Origin of the sequence: Variovorax atrisoli 110B, assembly GCF_000382045.1 — a bacterium.
Lineage (GTDB): Bacteria > Pseudomonadota > Gammaproteobacteria > Burkholderiales > Burkholderiaceae_C > Variovorax > Variovorax atrisoli.
In genome coordinates this window covers 20238-39903 of the sequence record NZ_KB907456.1, presented here as the reverse complement: position 1 = coordinate 39903, position 19666 = coordinate 20238, and the positions used below count along the sequence as shown (strand labels likewise).

Here is a 19666-nt window from a genome sequence, read left to right as displayed (position 1 = left end):
TCATGCTGTACCGGGCCTACCAGAACCAAGCCGACCTGCTCTCCCCGGCACGGCTCGCGGCGCAGTACCTGGCCAAGGCGCTGTGGAAGGAAGGCACCGAGCGCACCATGATGCGGCGCATGGCGGCCCAGTTCGAGGTGTTCTCGCGCATGCGGCTGACCCACACCCGGCCCGACTACGGCATCCGCAGCGTGGTGTCCGACGGCACCGAGGTAGCCGTGCACGAGGAGAAAACCCTCGTCTCCCCCTTCGGCACCCTGCTGCACTTCCGCAAGGACACCGATGCGGTGCATCCGCCCGTGCTGCTGGCCGCACCGTTGTCGGGCCATTTCGCAACGCTGCTGCGCGAAACGGTGCGCACTCTGCTGCGCGACCACGACGTCTACCTGACCGACTGGCACAACGCGCGCGACGTGCCGCTGTGGCACGGCGGCTTCGGGCTGGACGACTACACGCTGCAGCTCATCCGCTTCCTGGAGGCCGTCGGCCCTGGCGTGCACATGGTGGCCGTCTGCCAGCCCTGCGTGGCCGCGCTGGCCGCCACCGCGCTGATGGCCGAGGACGGCAACCCCGCCACGCCCCGCAGCCTGACGCTGATGGCGGGCCCGGTCGACTGCCGCATCAACCCCACGGCGGTGAACAAGCTCGCGACCGACCGCCCCATCGACTGGTTCCGGCGCAACCTCATCAGCCACGTGCCATGGCCGCACGCCGGCATGATGCGGCGCGTGTACCCCGGCTTCCTGCAGCTGTCGGCCTTCATGAGCATGAACCCCGAGCGGCACAAGAAGCAGTTCGAGGACATGTACACCCACCTGGTCGAAGGCGACATCGAGAAGGCCCGCACCATCGGCACCTTCTACGACGAGTACCTGGCCGTGAACGACCTGCCGGCCGAGTTCTACCTGGAGACGGTGGAGCGCGTGTTCCAGACCTACGACCTGCCACTGGGCAAACTCACCGTGGGCGAGCGAACCGTGAACCCGGCCGCCATCCGCCGCACCGCGCTGCTCACCGTGGAAGGCGAGCGCGACGACATCTGCTCCGTGGGCCAGACCGTCGCGGCGCAAGACCTCTGCACCGGCATCCGGCCCTACATGAAGGCGCATCACCTTCAGGCCGGCGTGGGGCACTACGGGGTTTTCAGCGGCAGCAAGTGGAACGCGCAGATCTATCCGCGCGTGCGCGAGACGATCCACGCAGCAGCCGAGTTGAGCGGCTGAGAGAGAAGAACAATCTGGCAAGGGCCGTGAGGCCTTTGTTTGCCCTTGCGCGCCGGTCTTCCTACACTCGGCCGCCATGCAACGCCAGCCCTTGATCCGCAGCACGCCGCGCGCAGTCTTCACTGCGCGGACCGCCGCGGGGTCGCACCAGACCCTCGCAGATCTCTGAGCCCGGCGGTCAGCCTCCTTCCACTTTCATCAGCACCTTTCATCGACCGCCGGGCCCAAGCCCCGCGCGGTAGCGCGCCTGCCCGGGCGCGCCGCGCCTTCCCCGCTGAATCCCTTGCCCGTCGCCAGCCGCTTCGCCGCGGACGGCGGCCGGCCTTGCCATGCGGAAAGAGCACTGACGATGAGCAACATCCAATCGATCCTGGCGGTGACGGACCTGTCGGCGCACGGCCTGCGCACTGTCGTGCGCGCAGCCTCCATCGCGGCGGCGCACGGCGCGCTGCTGAAGATCATGTACGCCCCCGCGGCCTTCGCGGGTCCTGCGAATGCCGATGCGGCAGGCGGCCTTGGCGCCGTGTGCCTGGAGGTGGCCGAGCGCTTCGGCATCCTCGTCAAGAAGATCGACGACACGCGAGGACTGCTCGACGATGCCGCGCGCGAGGCGCGCTGGTGCGACCTCGTGGTGATCGGCGACGAGCCCGACCGCTCGCTCGGCGCCTTCTTCCGGGGCCAGCCGGCCGAACGGCTGCTGCGGGCGTCGCAGCGGCCCGTGCTGGTGACAAGGCTGCACGCACAGGCTGGCGGCTACGCGCGCATCCTCGTCGCCGTCGACCTCATCGAGGAATCGCGCTCGCTGGTCGACCTGGCCTGCGACTTCGACGAACAGGCCGATATCGAGCTGTTCCATGCCTTCACGCCCATGCATGAAGGCAAGCTGCGCTATGCCGACGTGTCGGCGCACGCGATAGACGCCTACCGCCACGCCTGCGCCCGCCAGGCGCGCGAACGCATGCTGTGGCTGTCGGATGCGTCGAACGCGCGCCGCAACCGCGTGGTGTCGTCGATCGGGCGCGGCGATCCGGCTCGGCAGGCGGCCGTGCAGCAGCAGTACACGGGGGCCGACCTGCTGGTGGTCGGCAAGCGCAGGCGCTCGGCGCTGACGGATTTCCTGCTCGGCAGCGTGGCGCTGCGCGTGCTGAGATGGTCCACGGGCGACGTGCTCGTGGTGCCGCACGGCACGCAGGCGCGGCACTCTCCTGCAATCGCGCAAAGGGGCACGGCATGACCATGCTGGCACTGCCATTCCCTTTCCTTACGCTGCTGCCGGGCTGGCGCTTGAGGCCGGCCGAGCTTCGCATCGACGTGGCCCCGGGCAAGCCAGGCCCCGCGGACACGCTCGCGCCCGTCCACGAGCGCATGCGCGCCATGCACGACCGCCTTCGGGAAATGCCAGGCCTTGCGCTCGGCGACCCCGGCCTGCGCGCACGTTTTCGCGAGGCCGACGGCGAGTTGTACGTCTACATCGAGGACCTGCGCCGCGACATGCTCGTGGGCTACACCGTGTTCAATCGTCTGATCGAGCTGAGCCGCAGGGCGGATCGCCACGTCCGTGCGCCGCATTCGCAGTACCACCCGGCCTGGCAGCGGCGCGGGCTGGCTTCCGCCGTCTACCGCTGGGCACTGGACCGGGGCATCTGCCTCATGAGCGGCGCACGGCAATCGCCGGGCGCGCATGCGCTCTGGCAGCGGCTGGCGTGCCGCTACGAGGCCGGCTTCGCCGATCTGCGATGCAAGCAGCTGAACTATCTGGGCCGCGAGATCGATGGCGCCACGCTCGATGCGCTGCACACCCGCATGTTCCTGATCGGCGAAGGCTGGACGCTGGAGCGCTTCCGCTTCGAGACGCAGATGGGCTAGTGTCTTGTCCCGTTAATTCGTAGGCACAAGAAGTGCTTGGGATAAGGCATCCTTGGAGGTGCCTGATGGCCAATGCCCATACCCGTACAACCAACCTTGAGCTGACCGAGAGTGAGCGTGCCGAGCTGACGTCAATGGCGCGGTCGCGCTCGCTGCCTGCGGCGCTGTCGCTGCGCGCGCGCATCGTGCTGGCCTGCGAAGGCGCCGGCGTCGCGAGCACCGAAGTCGCCAAGCGGCTGGGACTTGACCGCAATACGGTCAACAGGTGGCGCGGGCGCTACGCGCGCGATCGGATCACGGGTCTGTACGACGAGCTGCGCCCCGGGCGGCCGCGCACGGTGGACGATGAACGCGTTGCCGAGCTGATCAACAAGACGTTGCACACCAAGCCTGCGGATGGGGCGACGCACTGGAGTACGCGCGGTCTTGCCTCAGAGACTGGCATCAGCAAGAGCACGGTGGCTCGTTACCTCAACGCGTTTCAGCTCAAGCCGCACCGCGTCGAGAGTTTCAAGCTCTCGACAGATCCGCTGTTCATCGAGAAGCTGCGCGACGTGGTCGGGCTGTACCTCAACCCTCCCGAGAACGCCTTGGTGCTATGCGTCGATGAGAAAAGCCAGTGTCAGGCGTTGGAGCGCACGCAGCCCATGCTGCCGATGGGATTGGGCTACGTCGAGGGCGTCACGCACGACTACGTTCGCCATGGGACAACGACACTGTTCGCAGCCCTGAACGTGCTCAACGGCGCAATCCTGGCCAGTTGCAAGCCTCGCCATCGGCACCAGGAGTTCCTGAGCTTCCTGCGTGAGATCGACCAGGCCGTGCCGCAGGAGCTGGACGTGCACTGCATCGTGGACAACTACGCCAGCCACAAGCATCCGAAGGTGCGCGCCTGGCTCGCGCAGCGGCCACGCTGGCACATGCACTTCGTGCCGACCTATTCGAGCTGGCTCAATCAGGTCGAACGCTTCTTCGCCGTGATCACCGACAAGGCCATCCGGCGCGGTTCGTTCAAAAGCGTCAAGGAGCTGACGAACAAGATCGACATGTTCGTCAGCCAGTACAACGAGAACTGCAAGCCGTTCACCTGGACGGCCACCGCCGACTCAATCCTCGAAAAACTATCTCGCCTCTGCCGTCGAATAAACGGGACAGGACACTAGCGCCTCAGCGCCGCGCCCGCGAGCCCTTGCCGCTCACGCGCCGAACCGTCGCCTCGCCGGCCTGCGGCAGCCGCTCGCGCAGGAAGGCGATGAGCTCCTGCGCCACTACGTTGCGCATCGGCCCCGGCAGGTAGGCCAGCACCACGCGGCGCTCGACGCGCGGCTTCAGCAGCGGCACCACGGCCAGCTCGGGGTCGCGCAGCGACGAGGTGTACAGGCGCGGCATCAGCCCCAGGGCCTGGCCGCCGCGCACCAGCGCATAGAGCGTCTCGGAGTAGCTCACGCGGTAGGGCTGCGGCCCCTGCGCGAACTGCGCGCGCGCCGGGTTTCCCAGCGCCGGCATGCTTCCGCTTTCGAATAGCACCAGCCGCTCCTTGCCGATGGCCTCCCAGCTCGCATCGCCGGCCGCCGCCAGCGGGTGGTCGCGCCGCACCACCAGCACGAGCGGGTCACGGAAGAGGTCGATGCAAGTGAGGCCGCCCGGCGGTTCGGTGATGGCGGCCACGGCCATGTCGATCTGGCCACTGCGCAGTTCGGCCAGCAGGGTGTTCGACGGGGCATCGCGCCAGGACAGCTCCACCTCGCGATGGCCGTCCTGAAGGAACTCGCTGGCGGCAGCCGCCACCCGCGCGCTGGCCGAGGGGATCACGCCGATGCGCACATAGGCCCGGCCGCGCTGCACCGTGCTCTCGATGTCGCGCAGCGCCACCTCGAAGGTGTTGACCAGGAAGTCGGTGCGCGCGAGCACCTCGGCGCCCACGGGCGTGAGTTCGAGCCGATGGGTGGACCGGGTGAGCAGCTCGGCGCCGAGCAGCTTCTCCATCTGCTTGATGGCGTTGCTCAGGGCCGGCTGGGTGATGGCCAGCCGCCGCGCGGCTTTGCCGAACTGGCCTTCTTCCACCAGCACCGAGAAGAACTGCAGCTGGCGCAGCGTGAGAGCGCGCAGGGGCAAGGCGGCCATGGCGAATCCCTGGTTATTGATTCAGTGAATCAAATTATAGAAATTCAAAATTTTCCTTATGGGCACTGCGTTACTAGACTGCCCGCCATGATCAGCCCCACGTCCGCGCCCACCATCTCCGCAGCGCCCCTCACGCTGGAGGCGATGCTGCATGCGATGCCCAAGGCCGAGCTGCACTGCCACCTGTTCGGCACGGTGCGCCACGAGACCTTCAAGCAGCTCAACCGCCGCGCCGGCTCTCCGCTGGCCGACGACGAGATCGAGGGCTTCTACACGCGCGGCGAGAAGCCGGTCGGTGTGCTGCGGGTGCTGCGCGCGCTCGATGCCCAGCTGGTGCGCAGCGCCGGCGACCTCTACCAGCTCACGCTCGAATACCTGCAGGACGCCGCTGCCCACAACGTGCGCCATGCGGAGTTCTTCTGGAACCCGACCGGCACGGTGCATGAGTCGGGCATCGCCTACCCGCTCGCGCAGGGCGCCATCGTGCGGGCCATCCAGGATGCGAAGCAGGAGTTCGGCATCTCCGGCCGCCTCATCGCCGCCATCGACCGCGAGGCCAGCCCCGAGGCGGCCGTGGAGATGGTCGAATGGGTCAAGGCCCATCGCTGCGACGAAGTGATCGGCATCGGCATCGACTACCGCGAGGTCGACCGCCCGCCCGAGATGTTCGCCCGGGCCTATGCCGACGCGAAGAAGGCCGGCCTGAAGACCACCGCGCACGCGGGCGAGTTCGGCATGCCCTGGACCAACGTGCGCACCGCGCTCGACGAATTGCAGGTCGACCGCATCGACCACGGCTACACGGTGGTCGACCAGCCCGACTACGCGCGCAGGTGCGCCGAGCGCGGCGTGATCTTCACCGTCGTGCCCACCAACTCCTACTACCTGCGCACCCTGCCGCCCGAGCGCTGGGCGCTGGACCACCCCATCCGCCGCATGCCCGGCCTGGGCCTGCGCATCCACCCGAACACCGACGACCCGACGCTGCACAAGGTCACGCCCACGCAGGCCTGGCTGATGATGGTGCGCGACTTCGGCTTCGGCCTGGACGACCTGCGCGGCTTCATGCTCAACGGCCTCGACGGCGCATGGATCGACGAAGCGCAGCGCCGCGAGTGGCGCACGCAATGGAGCGCCGAGTTCGACGCGCTGCGCGCCCGGCTCGACACCGAACCCGCCCCCACCAACCACGAATGACCCACGCCATGAACACGCCCCGCCGCCTGCTCCTTGCCGCTGCGCTCTGCGCCGCCCTTCCCACCGCCGCCCTCGCACAGGCGGCATGGCCCGCCGCCAAGCCCATCACGCTGATCGTGCCCTTCACGGCCGGCGGCAGCGTGGACGTGAACGCGCGCCTCGTGGCGCAGCGTCTCGGCGAGCGGCTCAAGCAGTCGGTGGTGGTCGAGAACGTGGCCGGCGCGGGCGGCGCGATCGGCGTGGCGAAGGCGGTGAACGCGGCGCCCGACGGCTACACGCTGGTGGCGGGCCCCGACAGCGCCATCGCCATCGGCAAGCTGGTGAACCCCTCGGCCTTCCGCTTCGATCCGCTGAAGGACCTGGCGCCGGTGGGCATGCTCAACACGGCGCCGATGGTGCTGGTGGCACGGCCCGGCCTCGAGGCGCAGACCTTCTCCGACTTCGTGAAGCTGGCCAAGGCCAAGCCCGGCAAGTACAACTACGCGACCTCGGGCGTGGGGACCGTGTTGCAGCTGGCGATGGAGCTGCTGAAGGAGCGCAGCGGCATCTTCGTCACGCACGTGCCCTACCGCGGCGGCGCACAGATCGCCACCGACGTGATCGGCGAGCAGGTCGACCTGGCGATGCTGGTGAGCACCAGCGCGATTCCGCACGTGAACGGCAAGCGGCTGAAGGCGCTGGGCATCACCGGCAGCAAGCGGCTGGCCGCGCTGCCGAACGTGCCGACCTTCGACGAAATGCCCGGCCTCAAGGGCTTCGACATGGTGAGCTGGACCGGCATCTTCGCGCCCGCGAAGACGCCGCCGGCCGTGGTCGCGCAGATCAACCAGGAACTCAACGCGGTGCTGCAGGAGGAAGGCGTGCGCAGCAAGCTCGTGGAGCAAGGCGCGCTGCCGGGCAGCGGCACGCCCGAGGCCTTCGCGAAGTTCGTGCAGGCCGAGTACGCGCGCAACCAGAAGATCGTGCAGACCGCCAACATCAAGGAGTGAGCGCGTGACCAGGCCCTTACTGTCCCGCCGCGCCCTGCTGCTGGGCGCATCCGCCGCCGGCCTCGCTGGCATGGCATGGGCCCAGAGCCCGAGCCCCGCCCAACTGGCGCAGGCACTCGCCGGCACCCCGGCCACCCGGCTGCCCCCGATGACGGGCAGGCGCCAGGTCATCATCGACACCGACCCCGGCCAGGACGACGCCATCGCCCTGCTGATGGCCATGGCCGCCACCGACCGGCTCGACATCAGGGCGCTGACCGTGAGCGTGGGCAACCTGCCCCTGGCCGTGACCGAGAAGAACGCGCGCATCGTGCGCGACTGGGCCGGGCGGCCCGAGATTCCGGTCTACGCCGGCTATCCGCGCCCGCTGGTGCGCGAACCCATCTTCGCCGACGACGTGCACGGCAAGACCGGCATGGAAGGCCCGACGCTGCACGAACCCCGCGGGCCGCTGGAGCCGAAGCATGCGGTGCAGTACATCATCGAGACGCTGCGCGCCGCCCAGCCTAGGAGCATCACGCTCGTGGGCCTGGGGCCGCTCACCAACTTCGCGGCCGCGCTCAACTCGGCGCCCGACATCAAGCCGGCCATTGCCGAGATCGTGGTGATGGACGGCTCCTGGGGCGTGGGCGGCAACATCACGCCGGCCGCCACCTTCAACGTGTATGCCGACCCCGAGGCCGCGTCGATCGTGTTCCGCAGCGGCGTGCCGGTCACGGCCATGTCGCACGACGCGGCGCGCCGCGTGCTGCTCACGCCAGAGCGCATCGCGCCCTTCCGCGCCATGCGCAACAACGCCGGCAAGGTGGTGGCGGACATCTTCGACTCGATGATGGCCTACGGCGTGCGCCGCCGCGGCGTGGCGGTCGGGCCGATCTACGACCCGTGCGTGATCGCCTATCTGCTCGAGCCCGAGCTCTTCAAGGGCGCGAAGGTGAGCGTGGATGTGGAGACGAAGGGGGAGTTCACGACCGGCGCGACGGTGGTCGACTTTCGCGGCTACAACCGCCGCACGCCCAATGCGCTGTGGATCAGCGAGGCCGATACCGAGGGCTTCTACGCCCTGCTGCAGGCGCAGATCGCGCGGCTGCCCTGATCAGGGCCTGCCGCGCAAGGGGATGCCGGCGGGTCAGCCGGCCTTCTCGTCTTCCTCGGGCCAGTCGCGGATGTAGGCCTTGAGCATCTTGTTCTCGAAGTTCTGGCTGTCCACCACGGCCTTGGCCACGTCGTAGAAGCTGATCACGCCCATCAGCATGCGCTTGTCCATCACGGGCATGTAGCGCGCGTGGCGCTCCAGCATGATGCGGCGGATCTCGTCGAGGTCGGTTTCCAGGGTGCAGGTGACGGGGGCGTCGTCCATGGCCTTGCGCACGAGCGTGGTGCCGACCTGGCCCCCATTGGCGACGATGGTCACGATCACCTCGCGGAAGGTGAGCATGCCGACCAGGTCGCCGTGTTCCATGACCACCAGCGAACCGATGTCCTTTTCCGCCATCGTCTTGGCGGCTTCTGCCAGCAGGTCGTCTGGCGTGATGGTGAAGAGCGTATTGCCCTTGACGCGAAGGATGTCGCTGACTTTCATCGTTTTGCTCCTCTGGGGGACTCAATCTCGGCTATCTCGGCGGGCGTGCCGTTTTTGAATATAGCCCACAATCGACGCCGACCTGAGCGCCCCTGTCGCGCACGCTGAATTGCAGACGTAACGGGGCTTTGCCAGGAGACAACAGCTCAGACACGAGAAAGGCCCTCATGCCCGGATATTCCGACCCCGGTTTCGACACCCTCGCGCTGCACGCCGGCGCCGCGCCAGACCCCGCCACCGGCGCGCGGGCGGTGCCGATCCACCTGACCACCTCCTTCGTCTTCGAATCCAGCGACCACGCGGCCGCCCTGTTCAACCTGGAGCGCGCCGGCCACGTGTACTCGCGCATCAGCAACCCGACCAACGCGGTGCTGGAGCAGCGCGTGTCGGCGCTCGAGGGCGGCATCGGCGCTATTGCCACCGCCAGCGGGCAGGCGGCGCTGCACCTGTCGGTGGCCACGCTGATGGGCGCGGGCTCGCACATCGTGGCCAGCACGGCCCTGTACGGCGGCTCGCAGAACCTGCTGCACTACACGATGCGCCGCTTCGGCATCGAGACCACCTTCGTCAAGCCCGGCGACCTCGACGGCTGGCGCGCCGCGGTACGCCCCGAGACCAAGCTCTTCTTCGGCGAGACGGTGGGCAACCCCGGGCTCGACGTGCTCGACATCCCGGCCGTGGCCGACATCGCCCACGAGGCGGGCGTGCCGCTGCTGGTCGATTCCACGCTCACCTCGCCCTACCTGATCAAGCCCTTCGACTGGGGCGCCGACCTGGTCTACCACTCGGCCACCAAGTTCCTCTCGGGCCACGGTACCGTCATCGGCGGCGTGGTGGTCGACGGCGGCAGCTTCGACTGGGAGAAATCAGGCAAGTTCGCCGAGCTGACCCAGGCCTACGACGGCTTCCACAACATGGTGTTCAGCGAGGAAAGCACCGTCGGCGCCTTCCTGCTGCGCGCCCGCCGCGAGGGGCTGCGCGACTTCGGCGCCTCGATGAGCCCGCACACGGCATGGCTGATCCTGCAGGGCATCGAGACGCTGCCGCTGCGCATGGAGCGTCACATCGACAGCACGCAGAAGGTGGTCGAGTTCCTCGCGAGCCACCCCTTCGTGTCGCGCGTGGGACATCCGCTGATCGAATCGCACCCGAGCCACGCGCTCGCGCAGAAGCTGCTGCGCCACGGCGCGCGCGGCGCCGGAGCCGTATTCAGCTTCGACATCAACGGCAGCCGCGCCCAGGGCAAGGCCTTCATCGAGGCGCTGAAGCTCTTCAGCCACCTGGCCAACGTGGGCGACTGCCGCAGCCTGGTGATCCACCCCGCGAGCACCACGCACTTCCGCATGACCGACGAGGCGCTGGCCGGTGCGGGCATCTCTCAGGGCACGATCCGCCTCTCGATCGGCCTGGAAGACCCGGCCGACCTGATCGACGACCTCAAGCGCGCCCTGAAGGCCGCGGAAAAGGCGGGTGCCTGAGATGAACTACACCGTCAACGGCCACGCCACCTACTGCTACACCGGCGGCAAGCCCTTCGATGCGGCCAAGCCCACGGTCGTCTTCATCCACGGCGTGCTCAACGACCACAGCGTGTGGATCCTGCAGAGCCGCTGGTTCGCCAACCACGGCTGGAACGTGCTCGCGGTCGACCTGCCCGGCCACTGCAAGAGCGAGGGCCCGCCGCCGGCCAGCGTGGAAGAGGCGGCGCAGTTCGTGATCGCGCTGCTCGACGCGGCGGGCGTGCAGAAGGCAGCGCTGGTCGGCCACAGCTTCGGCTCGCTGATCGCACTGGAAGCGGCGTCGCGCGCGCCGGAGCGCATCACGCAGCTTGCGATGGTCGGCACGGCCTATCCGATGGCGGTGTCGCCCGCGCTGCTCGAAAGCTCGGTGAGCGACCCGCAGCGCGCCATCGCCATGGTCAACACCTTCTCGCACTCGCTGCTGGCACCGCCGCCCTCCTCGCTCGGCCCCGGCACCTGGCTCTACGGCAGCTCGCGCGCGCTGATGCGCCGCGTGCTCGCGAGCAACCGCGAGGCGAATGTGTTCCACATCGGCTTCAAGGCCTGCAACGACTACGCGAACGGCGAGGCGGCCATCGAGAAGGTGCAGTGCCCGGTGCTCTTCCTGCTCGGCGATGCCGACCAGATGACGCCGCCGCGCGCCACCAAGGCGCTGGTGGGCAAGGCGCGCAACGCGAAGGTGGTGACGGTTCGCGCGGGCCACTCGCTGATGAACGAGGCGCCCGACGAGGTGCTGTTCGCGCTGCGCGACTTCCTGAACGCCTGAGCCCTACTCCGCCGCGATGCCAGCCCGGTGGGCGAGCGCGCGGTAGCGCGAGATCTCGCCTTCCATCTGCGCGCGGAACGCCGCCGCGCCGATGGCCACCGGCTCCATGCCCTGCGCGCGCAGTTGGGCCTGCAGCGCCGGGTGGCCCATGGTCGCGACGACGGTGCGGGCGAGCTTGTCGACAACCGGAGCCGGCGTGCGCGCCGGGGCGGCGAAGCCGTACCAGGCGTCGAAAGTGGCCTCGGGCAGGCCCTGTTCGGCCAGCGTGCGCACCTCCGGCAGCATGCTGGAGCGCGTCGCGCCCACGATGCCCAGCGCGCGCAGCTTGCCTGCGCGCACGTGCGGCGCCACCGCCGCCACGGTGTCGATGGCGATCTCGACCTCGCCGCCGATCACCGCCAGCGCGCTCTGGCTGCTGCCCTTGTACGGAATGTCCTGCAGCTGGATGCCCGCGGCCAGCGCGAACAGCTCGCCCGACAGGTGGGGCCCCGAGCCGGAACCGAAGGTGGCGTATCGGATGCTCTTCGGCCTCGCCTTGGCCGCCGCGACGAGTTCGGGCAGCGACTGCCAGGGCTGGCCCTTGCCCACCACCAGCACCAGGGGCGTGCGCGCCACGATGGCGATGGGCGCGAGGTCGCGCACCGTGTCGTAGGGCAGCCTGGCGCGCAGGGCCGGGTTCACGCTGAAGCTGGTCGAGCCCGACAGCAGCAGCGTGTAGCCATCGGGTGCGGCCTTGGCGACCGCGTCAGTGCCGATGATGGTGGAGGCGCCGGGCTTGTTGTCGATCACGACGGGCTGGCCGAGCTGCTCCGACAGCGTCTGCCCCATCGCCCGCGCAACCAGGTCGGTGCCGCCGCCCGGCGGGAAAGGCACGACGAGCTTGATCGGACGTTCGGGCCAGGCCCCCTGGGCGAAGACGGGCGAATGAGCGCCCGGCACGGCGCAAGCGGAAAGAAGCAGGCCGAAGCGGCGACGGGAGATGGCGATGTCCATGGTGCGTGTCAGGAGAGAGCGGAAGCGGATTGCGCAAGCCGGCCGGCGGCCCAAGGCGCGAGGCCCGGCTCGCCCAGGTCCCAGTAGAGGCCGGCCATGATCTGCAGGCCCTCGCGCGCCAGCGGCGCGAGCAGGTGTTCGTTGGGCGCGTGCTGCGAGCAGGCCGGGTACGAATGCGGCACCCACAGCGTGGGCAGCCCGAGCTGGTCGGCGAACACGTCGTTCGGCAGCGAACCGGCGAGGTTGGGCAGCAGGTCCAGGCGCTGGCCGCTGCTTTCCTCGATGGAACGACGCGCCCAGCCCACCCAGGGGTTCTCCACGTCGAGCCGTGTCGCGGCGCCGGTCAGCGTGACCTCCACCTCGACCTGGCCGAAGCCGTGCGCATCGAGGTGCGCGCGCACGATCTTCTGCAGGTCCTGCCAGGGCGTGCCGACCACGAAGCGCAGCTGGCAGTGCGCCACGGCCTCCGAGGGAATCGCGTTGACGGGCCGCTGCGGCGAGCCTGCGCCGAGCGCCAGCACCTCGATGTTGTTCCAGGCCACCAGCCGCTCCGCCGGGCTCAGGCCGGGCTCGCCCCAGCCTTCGTCGACCTCGGGATCGTCCGCGCCGCCGCCGATGGCGATGCTGGCCAGCGCATCGCGCACCGCCTGTGTGACCGGCGGCGGGCGAAGCGCCTCGACGAGGATGCGTCCGCGCGCATCCACCAGCGAAGCCACCGCATGGCTGACGACGGTGCCCGGATTGACCAGCACACCGCCCCAGTTGCCCGAGTGATAGCCGCGCGGCCGGGCGCGCAGGCGCAGGCTGAAATTGACCGCGCCGCGGGAGCCTAGGAACAGCGTCGGCCGCGCCGCGCTCACGCGCGGGCCGTCGCTGGCGATGAACAGGTCGGCGCGCAGCTTGTCGCGCTGCTGCGCGCACACTGCGTGCAGGCCGGGCGAGGCGGCCTCCTCGCCCATCTCGACGAGCCAGGTCACGTTGTAGCCGAGCCTGCCGCCGCGGGCCTCCAGCGCTGCCGCCAGGCCGCCGATGTTGATGCTGTGCTGGCCCTTGTTGTCGGCCGTGCCGCGCCCGTACCAGCGCTCGCCGCGTGCCGTCAGCGCCCAGGGGGCGAGGCCCTCTTCCCAGTGCGCGTCCTGCCCGCTGACCACGTCGCCGTGCCCGTAGGTCATCACGGTGGGCAGGGACGGGTCCTCGATGCGGCGCGCGATGAGGAAGGGCCCGCCGCCGGGCACCGGGTTGGCGACCACCTCGCAGGCGAAGCCGAGTGCGGCGAGCGGCGGAATCATCTCCTCGCGCAGGTAGGCCTCGAGCGCAGGCGTGGCGGCGCCAGTGTCGCTTTCGGTGCGGAAGGCGACGCGGCGCTGGAGGTCGGCGAAGAAGCCGCCCTTGTCGAAGTAGGCTGCTGCGGCGGCGAGGCTGTCCTTGCGTTGCATGAAGGGTTCCTTGTCTTTCGGTCCATCGGGACAGCAAGTACAAGGCCTGAAGGCCGATGCTTCCAGCATCGTTTTGGCAAGCTACCATTGCCTTGAAGGCAATACTTCGGCCACTTCCACCCCTGCCATGACGCTCCCGCTCCTCAGCATCCCGATGCGGCACTTCCTCGAAGTGGCGCGCAGCGGCTCGGTCAACCAGGCGGCCGCCCGCCTCTTCGTGGCCTCGTCGGCGGTGAGCCGGCAGATCGCCAAGCTGGAGGACAGCCTGGGCACGCCGCTCTTCGAACGACATGCGCGGGGCATGGCGCTCACGGCGGCCGGCGAGCGGCTGGCGGCGCACCTGCGCAATGCGCAGATCGACATCGAGCAGGTGATAGAGCAGGTGCGCGACCTCGGCGGCCAGAGCGCGCGGCGCATCCGCATGGCCTGCACCGAAGGCTTCGCGGGGCACTTCATGCCGCTGGTGATGCGCAGCTTCGAGTCGGCCAACCCGGGCTGCCAGCTGGAGCTGCACGTGGGCTCGCCCGACGGCGTGAGCTCTCTGCTGGCGCGCGGCGAGACCGACATCGCGCTCAAGTACGTGGTCGCGCCCGAGCCCGGCCTGAAGATCGAGCACTCGGCCACCGCGCCGGTGTACGCAGTGCTGCGGCCCGACCATCCGCTGGCACGCCAGCGCGTGGTGTCGGTGGCCGACGCGGTGCGCTATCCGCTGGCCGTGGGCGACAAGGGCGTGACCGCCCGCCAGCTCTTCGACCAGGCCTGCAGCCTGCAGGGGCTGCAGTACCGCGCGCTCTTCGTGAGCAATTTCTCCTCGGTGCTGCTGCCGCTGCTGCGCACGCCCGATGTGATGCTCTCGGGCCTGGTCACGGTGATGCACCTGATCGACGACGGCACGGTGGTGGCGCGGCCTTTTGCAGAGGCGCCGCTGCAGCAGCGGCAATTGCAGGTGCTGGCGCTCGAAGGCCGCACGCTGCCGCCGCTGGCGCAGGACTTCGTGCGGCACCTGGTCGCGGCCATCGCCAGCGCGGGGCGCCGCAAGCTGGGGCGCGCGCAGGCTTCCGGCGCAACGAAGAAGGAGATCAGCCCAGGGCGTTGATGTCGGCGGGGTCGAGGATCGGCTTCGACGCACCGTTGCGCGCCACCGCCAGCATCGCGCGTCCCACCTTCTCGGTCGTCGTCACCCGGTTCGGCCAAAGCCGGAAGGCCAGCCCGAGCACGGGCTTGAGCACGACGATGGCCGCGTCGTACACCGGCGTCTTCGAGCGGATGCCGTGCAGCGGCTGGATCATGCCGGGACGGAACATGTAGGCCGCCTTGAACGGCAGGCGCAGCAGCGCGTTCTCGGTCGCGCCCTTCACGCGCGCCCACATGCTGCTGCCGCGCTCGCTGCTGTCGGTGCCCGCGCCCGTCACGTAGGTGAAGGTCATGCCCGGGTTGAGCCGAGCGAGCACGGTGGCGGCGGCCAGCGTCAGGTCGTAGGTGATGTGCCTGTACTCGGGCTCCTTCATGCCCACCGAGGACACGCCGAGGCAGAAGAAGCAGGCATCGAAACCCTGCAGCTGCGATTCGACGTCGCCGTAGTCGTACATGTTCCTGTGGACCAGGTCGCGCAGCTTCGGGTGCTGCTGCCCCGTGGGGTTGCGGCCGATTGCGACGACGCTTTCCACGTCGGGCGCCAGCAGGCATTCACGCAGCACGCCCTGCCCCACCATGCCGGTGGCGCCGAAGATTAGGACTTTCATGGGAAAGGCTCCAGCCGGTCAGACCGCGAAGACTGCGGGCTTCTTGTTCAGCACGGCCAGCAGCAGGTCGACGTCGAGGCTGGAGGGCTGCGGCGCCTGCAGCGCCGAGAGCATGCGCGAGAGCGTCTCGGCATGCGGCAGCAGCGGACCCAGGAAACGCGTGCCATCGGAACCGGCGACCAGCAGGGTCGGGAAGGTCTCGACGTCGAAGGCATCGGCGATGTCGGCATGGTCCTCGATGTCGACCCAGGCGAAGCGGAACTGCGGATGCGCCCGTGCCACTTCCTGGAGCAGCGGCCGGTAATCGCGGCAGGTGCCGCACCATTCGGCGCAGAGGCAGACGACCCAGGGCGCATCGCCGGCCGGACCGGCGGACTCGGGGGTGCTCGGAAGGCTTGGAATAGCGCTCAAGGCTGATGCGTCGGTGGTGTGATCGGAAGGCCGGTTGGCGCGGCCGGGAGGTCGTGGCTATTATGGACAAAGCCCTCCCGAAGGGTACAGGAGACTCGCACGATGAACACCACGACCGCCCCCGCATCTGCCGTCGATCCGCGCCAGTTCAAGAGCTTCGCGGAGTTCTATCCCTTCTACCTGACCGAGCATGCCAACCTCACCTGCCGGCGGCTGCACTTCGCCGGCTCGACCATCTCGCTGCTGTGCCTGGTGGCGCTGGTAGCCACGCTCAATCCGTGGTGGCTGCTGGCAGGCCTCTTGGCTGGATACGGCTTCGCCTGGGTCGGGCACTTCGGCTTCGAGAAGAACAAGCCGGCATCGTTCAAGCGGCCGCTCTATTCATTCATGGGCGACTGGGCGATGTACCGGGACATCTGGCTGGGGCGCGTAAGAATCAACTAACCCCCAGGCTTGCCCACTTCGCGTGGTCGTCCTCCCCTTGCAGGGGGCAACACCGGCGGCCCGGCGGAGCCGGTTCCGCGGTGTTCCTGGAACAATCCCATCAAATCAACAGCACGTCGCCCAGCCGCAGGGAGCGCAGCGGACCCTTCTGCCAGAGGTCCTCGAGCGGCTCGGCCTGCGGCATCAGCAGTTCCTTCAGCAGCGGCTCGATGGGCGTCGAGGGGTCGGCGAGCAGCACGTAGCGCGGGTCCTCGTTGGCGGGCTCTTCCGCCAGCGGCGCGATCCAGTCGAGCGCCACCAGCGTCTCGAGCACCGGCGCGAGCTGCAGCGCATCGACGCGCATGCGCGTCACCAGCTCGGTCGCGCCCATGCCCTTGGCCGGCGTGGCCTGCGCACGGGCCAGGTGCTGCAGCGTCTCCATGGCCAACTGCATGGGCCAGCCGGCAGTGCCGCCGCGCCGCGCGACGCCCGTCAGCAGGCTGGGCAGGTAGGCCGCGATGACCGCGCCGAGCAGCACGATCACCCAGGCCACGTAGATCCACACAAGCAGGATCGGCACCGTGGCGAAGGCGCCGTACAGCACCGAGTAGGTCGGCACGAGGCTCAGGTAGTAGCCCAGCACGCGCTTGGCGATCTCGATGGCCGCCGCCACGAAGATGCCTCCGGCCCATGCATGCGACCAGCGCACGTTGGTGTTGGGCACGTAGTGGTAGAGCGAGGCCATGCCGACCGCGAGCAGCAAGAACTCGAAGGTGTCGAAGAACAGCTTCACCATGCCGCGTCCCACCACGTCGCTGGTGGCCGCGACCACGTACGAAGTGGTGGAAAGGCTCACCGCGAGGATGATCGGCCCCAGCGTGATGGCCGCCCAGTAGATCAGCACCCGCTGCGCGAACGGCCGCGGCGAGCGCACGCGCCAGATGTTGTTGAGCGTCTTGTCGATGGTGAGGATCAGCGCGATGGCGGTGATCAGCAGCACGATCAGGCCCGCGATGCCGAGCCCGCTGGCCTTGCTCGCGAACTGGTTCAGGTAGCCCAGCACCTGCCGCGCGATGTTGTCCGGGATAAGGCTCTCGATGAGCCAGCGCTGCAGGCGGCCCTGCATCTTCGCGAACATCGGGAACACGGTGAAGAGAGCCAGCGCCACCGTGAAGAAGGGCACCATCGCGATGGTGGTGGTGAAGGTCAGGCTGCTGGCCGTGAGGCCGAGCCGGTCCTCGCGGAAGCGCTCGCCGAGCACCGCTGCGGTGTTGCGCCACGGAAAGCGCGAAAGATCCCTCCAGAGCTGCCGTCGATTCATGGCCGGTATCATAGGAGTTGAACTCTCCCCCAGCCTCCGCGCACTTCGTGTCGCTGCGCCAACCCCCTCGCCGGGGCAATACCAGCGGCCTGGCAAAGCCGGTTCCGCGGTCTCCCGTTCATGAATGCCAATTCGCCGCTAGCACCATCCTCCGTTCGTGCCACCCGCTGGGCCGCCGTGGGCAGCCTGCTCGGCCTGATCGTGCTGGGCCTGGCCTGGGAACTGTGGCTGGCGCCCCTGCGGCCCGGCGGCTCGCTGATGGCGCTGAAGGTGCTGCCGCTGGTCATTCCGCTCGCGGGGCTGTGGAAGAACCGCATGTACACCTACCGCTGGGTCAGCCTGATGATCTGGCTCTATTTCACCGAAGGCGTGGTGCGCGCCTGGAGCGACACCAGCGGCGTGAGCCAGGTGCTCGCGCTCGTCGAGGTGCTGCTGTGCCTCGTGCTCTTCGCCGCCTGCGCCTGGCATGTGCGGCTTCGCCTGCGCCACGCCAAGAACGCTGCCCGCCAACTGGAGGCTTCCGCCCAATGACCACTGCCACCACTACCGCTTCTTCCACAGCCCTGATCGAACGACTGCGCGCCATCGTCGGCGCCTCGCACGTGCTCAACGAGGGCGACCTCACCGCCTACGAGCAGGACTGGCGCAAGCGCTCGCGCGGCAGGTCGCTGGCCGTGGTGCGTCCGGCCAACACGCAGCAGGTGGCCGACGTGGTCAAGGCCTGCGCCGCGGCCGGCACGGCCGTCATTCCACAAGGCGGCAATACCGGCCTCGCGGTCGGCTCCATTCCGGACGACAGCGGCACGCAGGTGGTGCTGAGCCTGCAGCGCATGAACGCGATCCGCACCATCGACGCCGCCAACCTCACGATGACGGTGGAGGCCGGCTGCATCCTGCAGACGTTGCAGGAAACCGCCGAGAAAGCCGGCTACCTGTTCCCGCTGAGCCTCGCGGCCGAGGGCAGCTGCACCATCGGCGGCAACCTCGCGACCAACGCGGGCGGCACGCAGGTCGTGCGCTACGGCAACACGCGCGAGCTGTGCCTGGGCCTGGAGGTGGTCACGCCGCAGGGCGAGATCTGGGAAGGCACCAGCGGCCTGCGCAAGGACAACACCGGCTACGACCTGCGCGACCTGTTCGTCGGCAGCGAGGGCACGCTGGGCATCATCACCGCGGCGACCATGAAGCTCTACCCGCTGCCCGCCGCGCAGCTCACGGCCTGGGCCGCAGTGCCGTCACTCGACCACGCGGTGACCCTGCTGGGCCTCGCCCACAAGCACCTGGGCCCCGGCCTCACCGGCTTCGAGGTGATGGGCAAGTTCGCGCTGAGCCTGGTCGACAAGCACATGCCCCAGCTGCGCGTGCCCTTCATCGGCGACGATTCAGTGCCCTACTGCGTGCTGCTGGAGAACTCCGACAGCGAATCCGAGGACCACGCCCGCGCGCGCTTCGAGGCGCTGCTCGAAACCGCCTTCGAGGACGGCTGCGTGACCGACGCGGTGGTGGCCGAGAACCTCACGCAGGCGCACCAGCTGTGGCACATCCGCGAGAGCATTCCGCTCGCACAGGCCGAGGAAGGCCTGAACATCAAGCACGACATCTCGATTCCCGTCTCGCGCATCCCTGCCTTCGTTCAGGAGACCGACGCGCTGCTGGCGCGCGAGATCGCCGGCGTGCGGCTGGTCAACTTCGGCCACCTGGGCGACGGCAACCTGCACTACAACGTACAGGCGCCGGAGAACGTCGATACCAAGGCCTTCCTGAAGAACGAGGAAGAGCGCATCAACACGCTGGTGTACGACGCGGTCGAGAAGTTCGGCGGCTCGTTCTCGGCCGAGCACGGCGTGGGCTCGCTCAAGGTCGACAAGCTCGCGAAGCACAAGTCGCCGGTGGCGCTGGAGATGATGCGGGCGATCAAGCGGGGGCTTGATCCGAAGAACATCCTGAACCCCGGGCGGGTGATCCGGGTCTAGGCAGACCTGCGGCCCGCGTCCGCCCAGACCCGCTATTTCCCGGCGCGAAGCAGCCGGGCGATCCGTGACTGCGCCGCAGTCATGTCTTGAGCTAACAATT

At 68.8% G+C, this 19666-nt stretch carries 20 protein-coding genes; 13 read left to right on the top strand and 7 right to left on the bottom strand.

Going from position 1 to position 19666, the window contains the following annotated elements; genetic code table 11:
• Window positions 1–2 precede the first annotated feature (2 nt).
• From G369_RS0119810 to G369_RS0119795, 4 genes are all read left to right on the top strand, one after another.
• Window positions 3–1223: a polyhydroxyalkanoate depolymerase gene (locus G369_RS0119810; protein WP_019655768.1), complete on the top strand. Its 1221-nt coding sequence runs from the start codon at window positions 3–5 to the stop codon at window positions 1221–1223.
• Window positions 1224–1572: 349 nt separating this feature from the next.
• Window positions 1573–2457, top strand: a complete 885-nt coding sequence (locus tag G369_RS0119805) for a universal stress protein (RefSeq protein WP_019655767.1) — start codon at window positions 1573–1575, stop codon at window positions 2455–2457.
• A complete protein-coding gene (locus tag G369_RS0119800) occupies window positions 2454–3089 on the top strand; it encodes a hypothetical protein (RefSeq protein WP_019655766.1) in 636 nt (211 codons plus the stop codon). The genes G369_RS0119805 and G369_RS0119800 overlap by 4 nt, the downstream gene beginning before the upstream one ends.
• 65 nt (window positions 3090–3154) lie before the next feature.
• Window positions 3155–4252, top strand: coding sequence for an IS630 family transposase (locus tag G369_RS0119795; protein WP_019655765.1), 1098 nt, complete (start codon window positions 3155–3157; stop codon window positions 4250–4252).
• Window positions 4253–4256: 4 nt separating this feature from the next.
• Here the strand turns inward: G369_RS0119795 and G369_RS0119790 are convergent, their stop codons facing one another.
• A complete protein-coding gene (locus G369_RS0119790) occupies window positions 4257–5213 on the bottom strand; it encodes a LysR family transcriptional regulator (RefSeq protein ID WP_019655764.1) in 957 nt (318 codons plus the stop codon).
• Between the two features lie 87 nt (window positions 5214–5300).
• Here G369_RS0119790 and add point away from each other — a divergent pair, with 87 nt between their 5' ends.
• Genes add through G369_RS0119775 form a run of 3 tightly spaced genes read left to right on the top strand, consistent with a single transcriptional unit; the run spans window position 5301 to window position 8495 of the window.
• A complete protein-coding gene (gene add, locus G369_RS0119785; RefSeq protein WP_019655763.1) occupies window positions 5301–6410 on the top strand; it encodes an adenosine deaminase in 1110 nt (369 codons plus the stop codon).
• An 8-nt stretch (window positions 6411–6418) separates the two neighbouring features.
• Window positions 6419–7399 (top strand): Bug family tripartite tricarboxylate transporter substrate binding protein, encoded by a 981-nt coding sequence (locus G369_RS0119780; RefSeq protein ID WP_020723177.1) that lies wholly within the window; start codon window positions 6419–6421, stop codon window positions 7397–7399.
• Window positions 7400–7403: 4 nt separating this feature from the next.
• Entirely contained in the window at window positions 7404–8495 is a 1092-nt protein-coding gene (locus tag G369_RS0119775) for a nucleoside hydrolase (RefSeq protein WP_026346508.1), read from the top strand.
• A gap of 33 nt (window positions 8496–8528) precedes the next feature.
• Here the strand turns inward: G369_RS0119775 and G369_RS0119770 are convergent, their stop codons facing one another.
• Window positions 8529–8981 carry a CBS domain-containing protein gene (locus G369_RS0119770; RefSeq protein WP_019655760.1) on the bottom strand — a complete coding sequence of 151 codons (453 nt, stop codon included), beginning with the start codon at window positions 8979–8981 and terminating at the stop codon, window positions 8529–8531.
• Window positions 8982–9148: 167 nt separating this feature from the next.
• On the opposite strand from G369_RS0119770, the gene G369_RS0119765 reads away from it, so the two are divergent.
• Entirely contained in the window at window positions 9149–10459 is a 1311-nt protein-coding gene (locus tag G369_RS0119765) for an O-acetylhomoserine aminocarboxypropyltransferase (protein ID WP_019655759.1), read from the top strand.
• A 1-nt stretch (window position 10460) separates the two neighbouring features.
• Window positions 10461–11267, top strand: a complete 807-nt coding sequence (locus tag G369_RS0119760) for an alpha/beta fold hydrolase (protein ID WP_019655758.1) — start codon at window positions 10461–10463, stop codon at window positions 11265–11267.
• A 3-nt stretch (window positions 11268–11270) separates the two neighbouring features.
• On the opposite strand, the gene G369_RS0119755 is transcribed toward G369_RS0119760, so the two are convergent.
• Together G369_RS0119755 and G369_RS0119750 are read right to left on the bottom strand one after the other, a co-directional pair.
• The gene (locus G369_RS0119755) at window positions 11271–12260 is read right to left on the bottom strand and encodes a Bug family tripartite tricarboxylate transporter substrate binding protein (RefSeq protein WP_019655757.1); all 990 of its coding nucleotides are present in this window, start codon (window positions 12258–12260) and stop codon (window positions 11271–11273) included.
• A gap of 8 nt (window positions 12261–12268) precedes the next feature.
• Window positions 12269–13696: a M20 family metallopeptidase gene (locus tag G369_RS0119750; protein WP_019655756.1), complete on the bottom strand. Its 1428-nt coding sequence runs from the start codon at window positions 13694–13696 to the stop codon at window positions 12269–12271.
• A 127-nt stretch (window positions 13697–13823) separates the two neighbouring features.
• Here G369_RS0119750 and G369_RS0119745 point away from each other — a divergent pair, with 127 nt between their 5' ends.
• Window positions 13824–14792, top strand: coding sequence for a LysR family transcriptional regulator (locus G369_RS0119745; protein ID WP_019655755.1), 969 nt, complete (start codon window positions 13824–13826; stop codon window positions 14790–14792).
• On the opposite strand, the gene G369_RS0119740 is transcribed toward G369_RS0119745, so the two are convergent.
• Entirely contained in the window at window positions 14776–15438 is a 663-nt protein-coding gene (locus G369_RS0119740) for an NAD-dependent epimerase/dehydratase family protein (protein WP_019655754.1), read from the bottom strand. The two genes, G369_RS0119745 and G369_RS0119740, sit on opposite strands and share 17 nt — an antisense overlap.
• 18 nt (window positions 15439–15456) lie before the next feature.
• On the bottom strand, window positions 15457–15849 hold the full coding sequence (locus G369_RS0119735) for a thioredoxin family protein (RefSeq protein WP_019655753.1): 393 nt from the start codon (window positions 15847–15849) through the stop codon (window positions 15457–15459).
• Between the two features lie 102 nt (window positions 15850–15951).
• Here G369_RS0119735 and G369_RS0119730 point away from each other — a divergent pair, with 102 nt between their 5' ends.
• A complete protein-coding gene (locus G369_RS0119730; RefSeq protein ID WP_019655752.1) occupies window positions 15952–16293 on the top strand; it encodes an Mpo1-like protein in 342 nt (113 codons plus the stop codon).
• Window positions 16294–16393: 100 nt separating this feature from the next.
• On the opposite strand, the gene G369_RS0119725 is transcribed toward G369_RS0119730, so the two are convergent.
• Window positions 16394–17605, bottom strand: a complete 1212-nt coding sequence (locus G369_RS0119725) for a YihY family inner membrane protein (RefSeq protein WP_019655751.1) — start codon at window positions 17603–17605, stop codon at window positions 16394–16396.
• Window positions 17606–17713: 108 nt separating this feature from the next.
• Here G369_RS0119725 and G369_RS0119720 point away from each other — a divergent pair, with 108 nt between their 5' ends.
• Window positions 17714–18124 carry a DUF2069 domain-containing protein gene (locus G369_RS0119720; protein WP_019655750.1) on the top strand — a complete coding sequence of 137 codons (411 nt, stop codon included), beginning with the start codon at window positions 17714–17716 and terminating at the stop codon, window positions 18122–18124.
• Entirely contained in the window at window positions 18121–19566 is a 1446-nt protein-coding gene (locus G369_RS0119715; RefSeq protein WP_019655749.1) for an FAD-binding oxidoreductase, read from the top strand. The genes G369_RS0119720 and G369_RS0119715 overlap by 4 nt, the downstream gene beginning before the upstream one ends.
• Window positions 19567–19666 lie beyond the last annotated feature (100 nt).

Excerpts from the sequence above, each read along its gene's own strand:
- G369_RS0119810 (WP_019655768.1), top strand. The coding sequence starts at position 3 with ATGCTGTACCGGGCCTACCAGAACCAAGCCGACCTGCTCTCCCCGGCA.
- G369_RS0119805 (WP_019655767.1), top strand. The coding sequence starts at position 1,573 with ATGAGCAACATCCAATCGATCCTGGCGGTGACGGACCTGTCGGCGCAC.
- G369_RS0119800 (WP_019655766.1), top strand. The coding sequence starts at position 2,454 with ATGACCATGCTGGCACTGCCATTCCCTTTCCTTACGCTGCTGCCGGGC.
- G369_RS0119795 (WP_019655765.1), top strand. The coding sequence starts at position 3,155 with ATGGCCAATGCCCATACCCGTACAACCAACCTTGAGCTGACCGAGAGT.
- G369_RS0119790 (WP_019655764.1), bottom strand. The coding sequence starts at position 5,213 with ATGGCCGCCTTGCCCCTGCGCGCTCTCACGCTGCGCCAGCTGCAGTTC.
- add (WP_019655763.1), top strand. The coding sequence starts at position 5,301 with ATGATCAGCCCCACGTCCGCGCCCACCATCTCCGCAGCGCCCCTCACG.
- G369_RS0119780 (WP_020723177.1), top strand. The coding sequence starts at position 6,419 with ATGAACACGCCCCGCCGCCTGCTCCTTGCCGCTGCGCTCTGCGCCGCC.
- G369_RS0119770 (WP_019655760.1), bottom strand. The coding sequence starts at position 8,981 with ATGAAAGTCAGCGACATCCTTCGCGTCAAGGGCAATACGCTCTTCACC.
- G369_RS0119765 (WP_019655759.1), top strand. The coding sequence starts at position 9,149 with ATGCCCGGATATTCCGACCCCGGTTTCGACACCCTCGCGCTGCACGCC.
- G369_RS0119760 (WP_019655758.1), top strand. The coding sequence starts at position 10,461 with ATGAACTACACCGTCAACGGCCACGCCACCTACTGCTACACCGGCGGC.
- G369_RS0119755 (WP_019655757.1), bottom strand. The coding sequence starts at position 12,260 with ATGGACATCGCCATCTCCCGTCGCCGCTTCGGCCTGCTTCTTTCCGCT.
- G369_RS0119750 (WP_019655756.1), bottom strand. The coding sequence starts at position 13,696 with ATGCAACGCAAGGACAGCCTCGCCGCCGCAGCAGCCTACTTCGACAAG.
- G369_RS0119745 (WP_019655755.1), top strand. The coding sequence starts at position 13,824 with ATGACGCTCCCGCTCCTCAGCATCCCGATGCGGCACTTCCTCGAAGTG.
- G369_RS0119740 (WP_019655754.1), bottom strand. The coding sequence starts at position 15,438 with ATGAAAGTCCTAATCTTCGGCGCCACCGGCATGGTGGGGCAGGGCGTG.
- G369_RS0119730 (WP_019655752.1), top strand. The coding sequence starts at position 15,952 with ATGAACACCACGACCGCCCCCGCATCTGCCGTCGATCCGCGCCAGTTC.
- G369_RS0119725 (WP_019655751.1), bottom strand. The coding sequence starts at position 17,605 with ATGATACCGGCCATGAATCGACGGCAGCTCTGGAGGGATCTTTCGCGC.
- G369_RS0119720 (WP_019655750.1), top strand. The coding sequence starts at position 17,714 with ATGAATGCCAATTCGCCGCTAGCACCATCCTCCGTTCGTGCCACCCGC.
- G369_RS0119715 (WP_019655749.1), top strand. The coding sequence starts at position 18,121 with ATGACCACTGCCACCACTACCGCTTCTTCCACAGCCCTGATCGAACGA.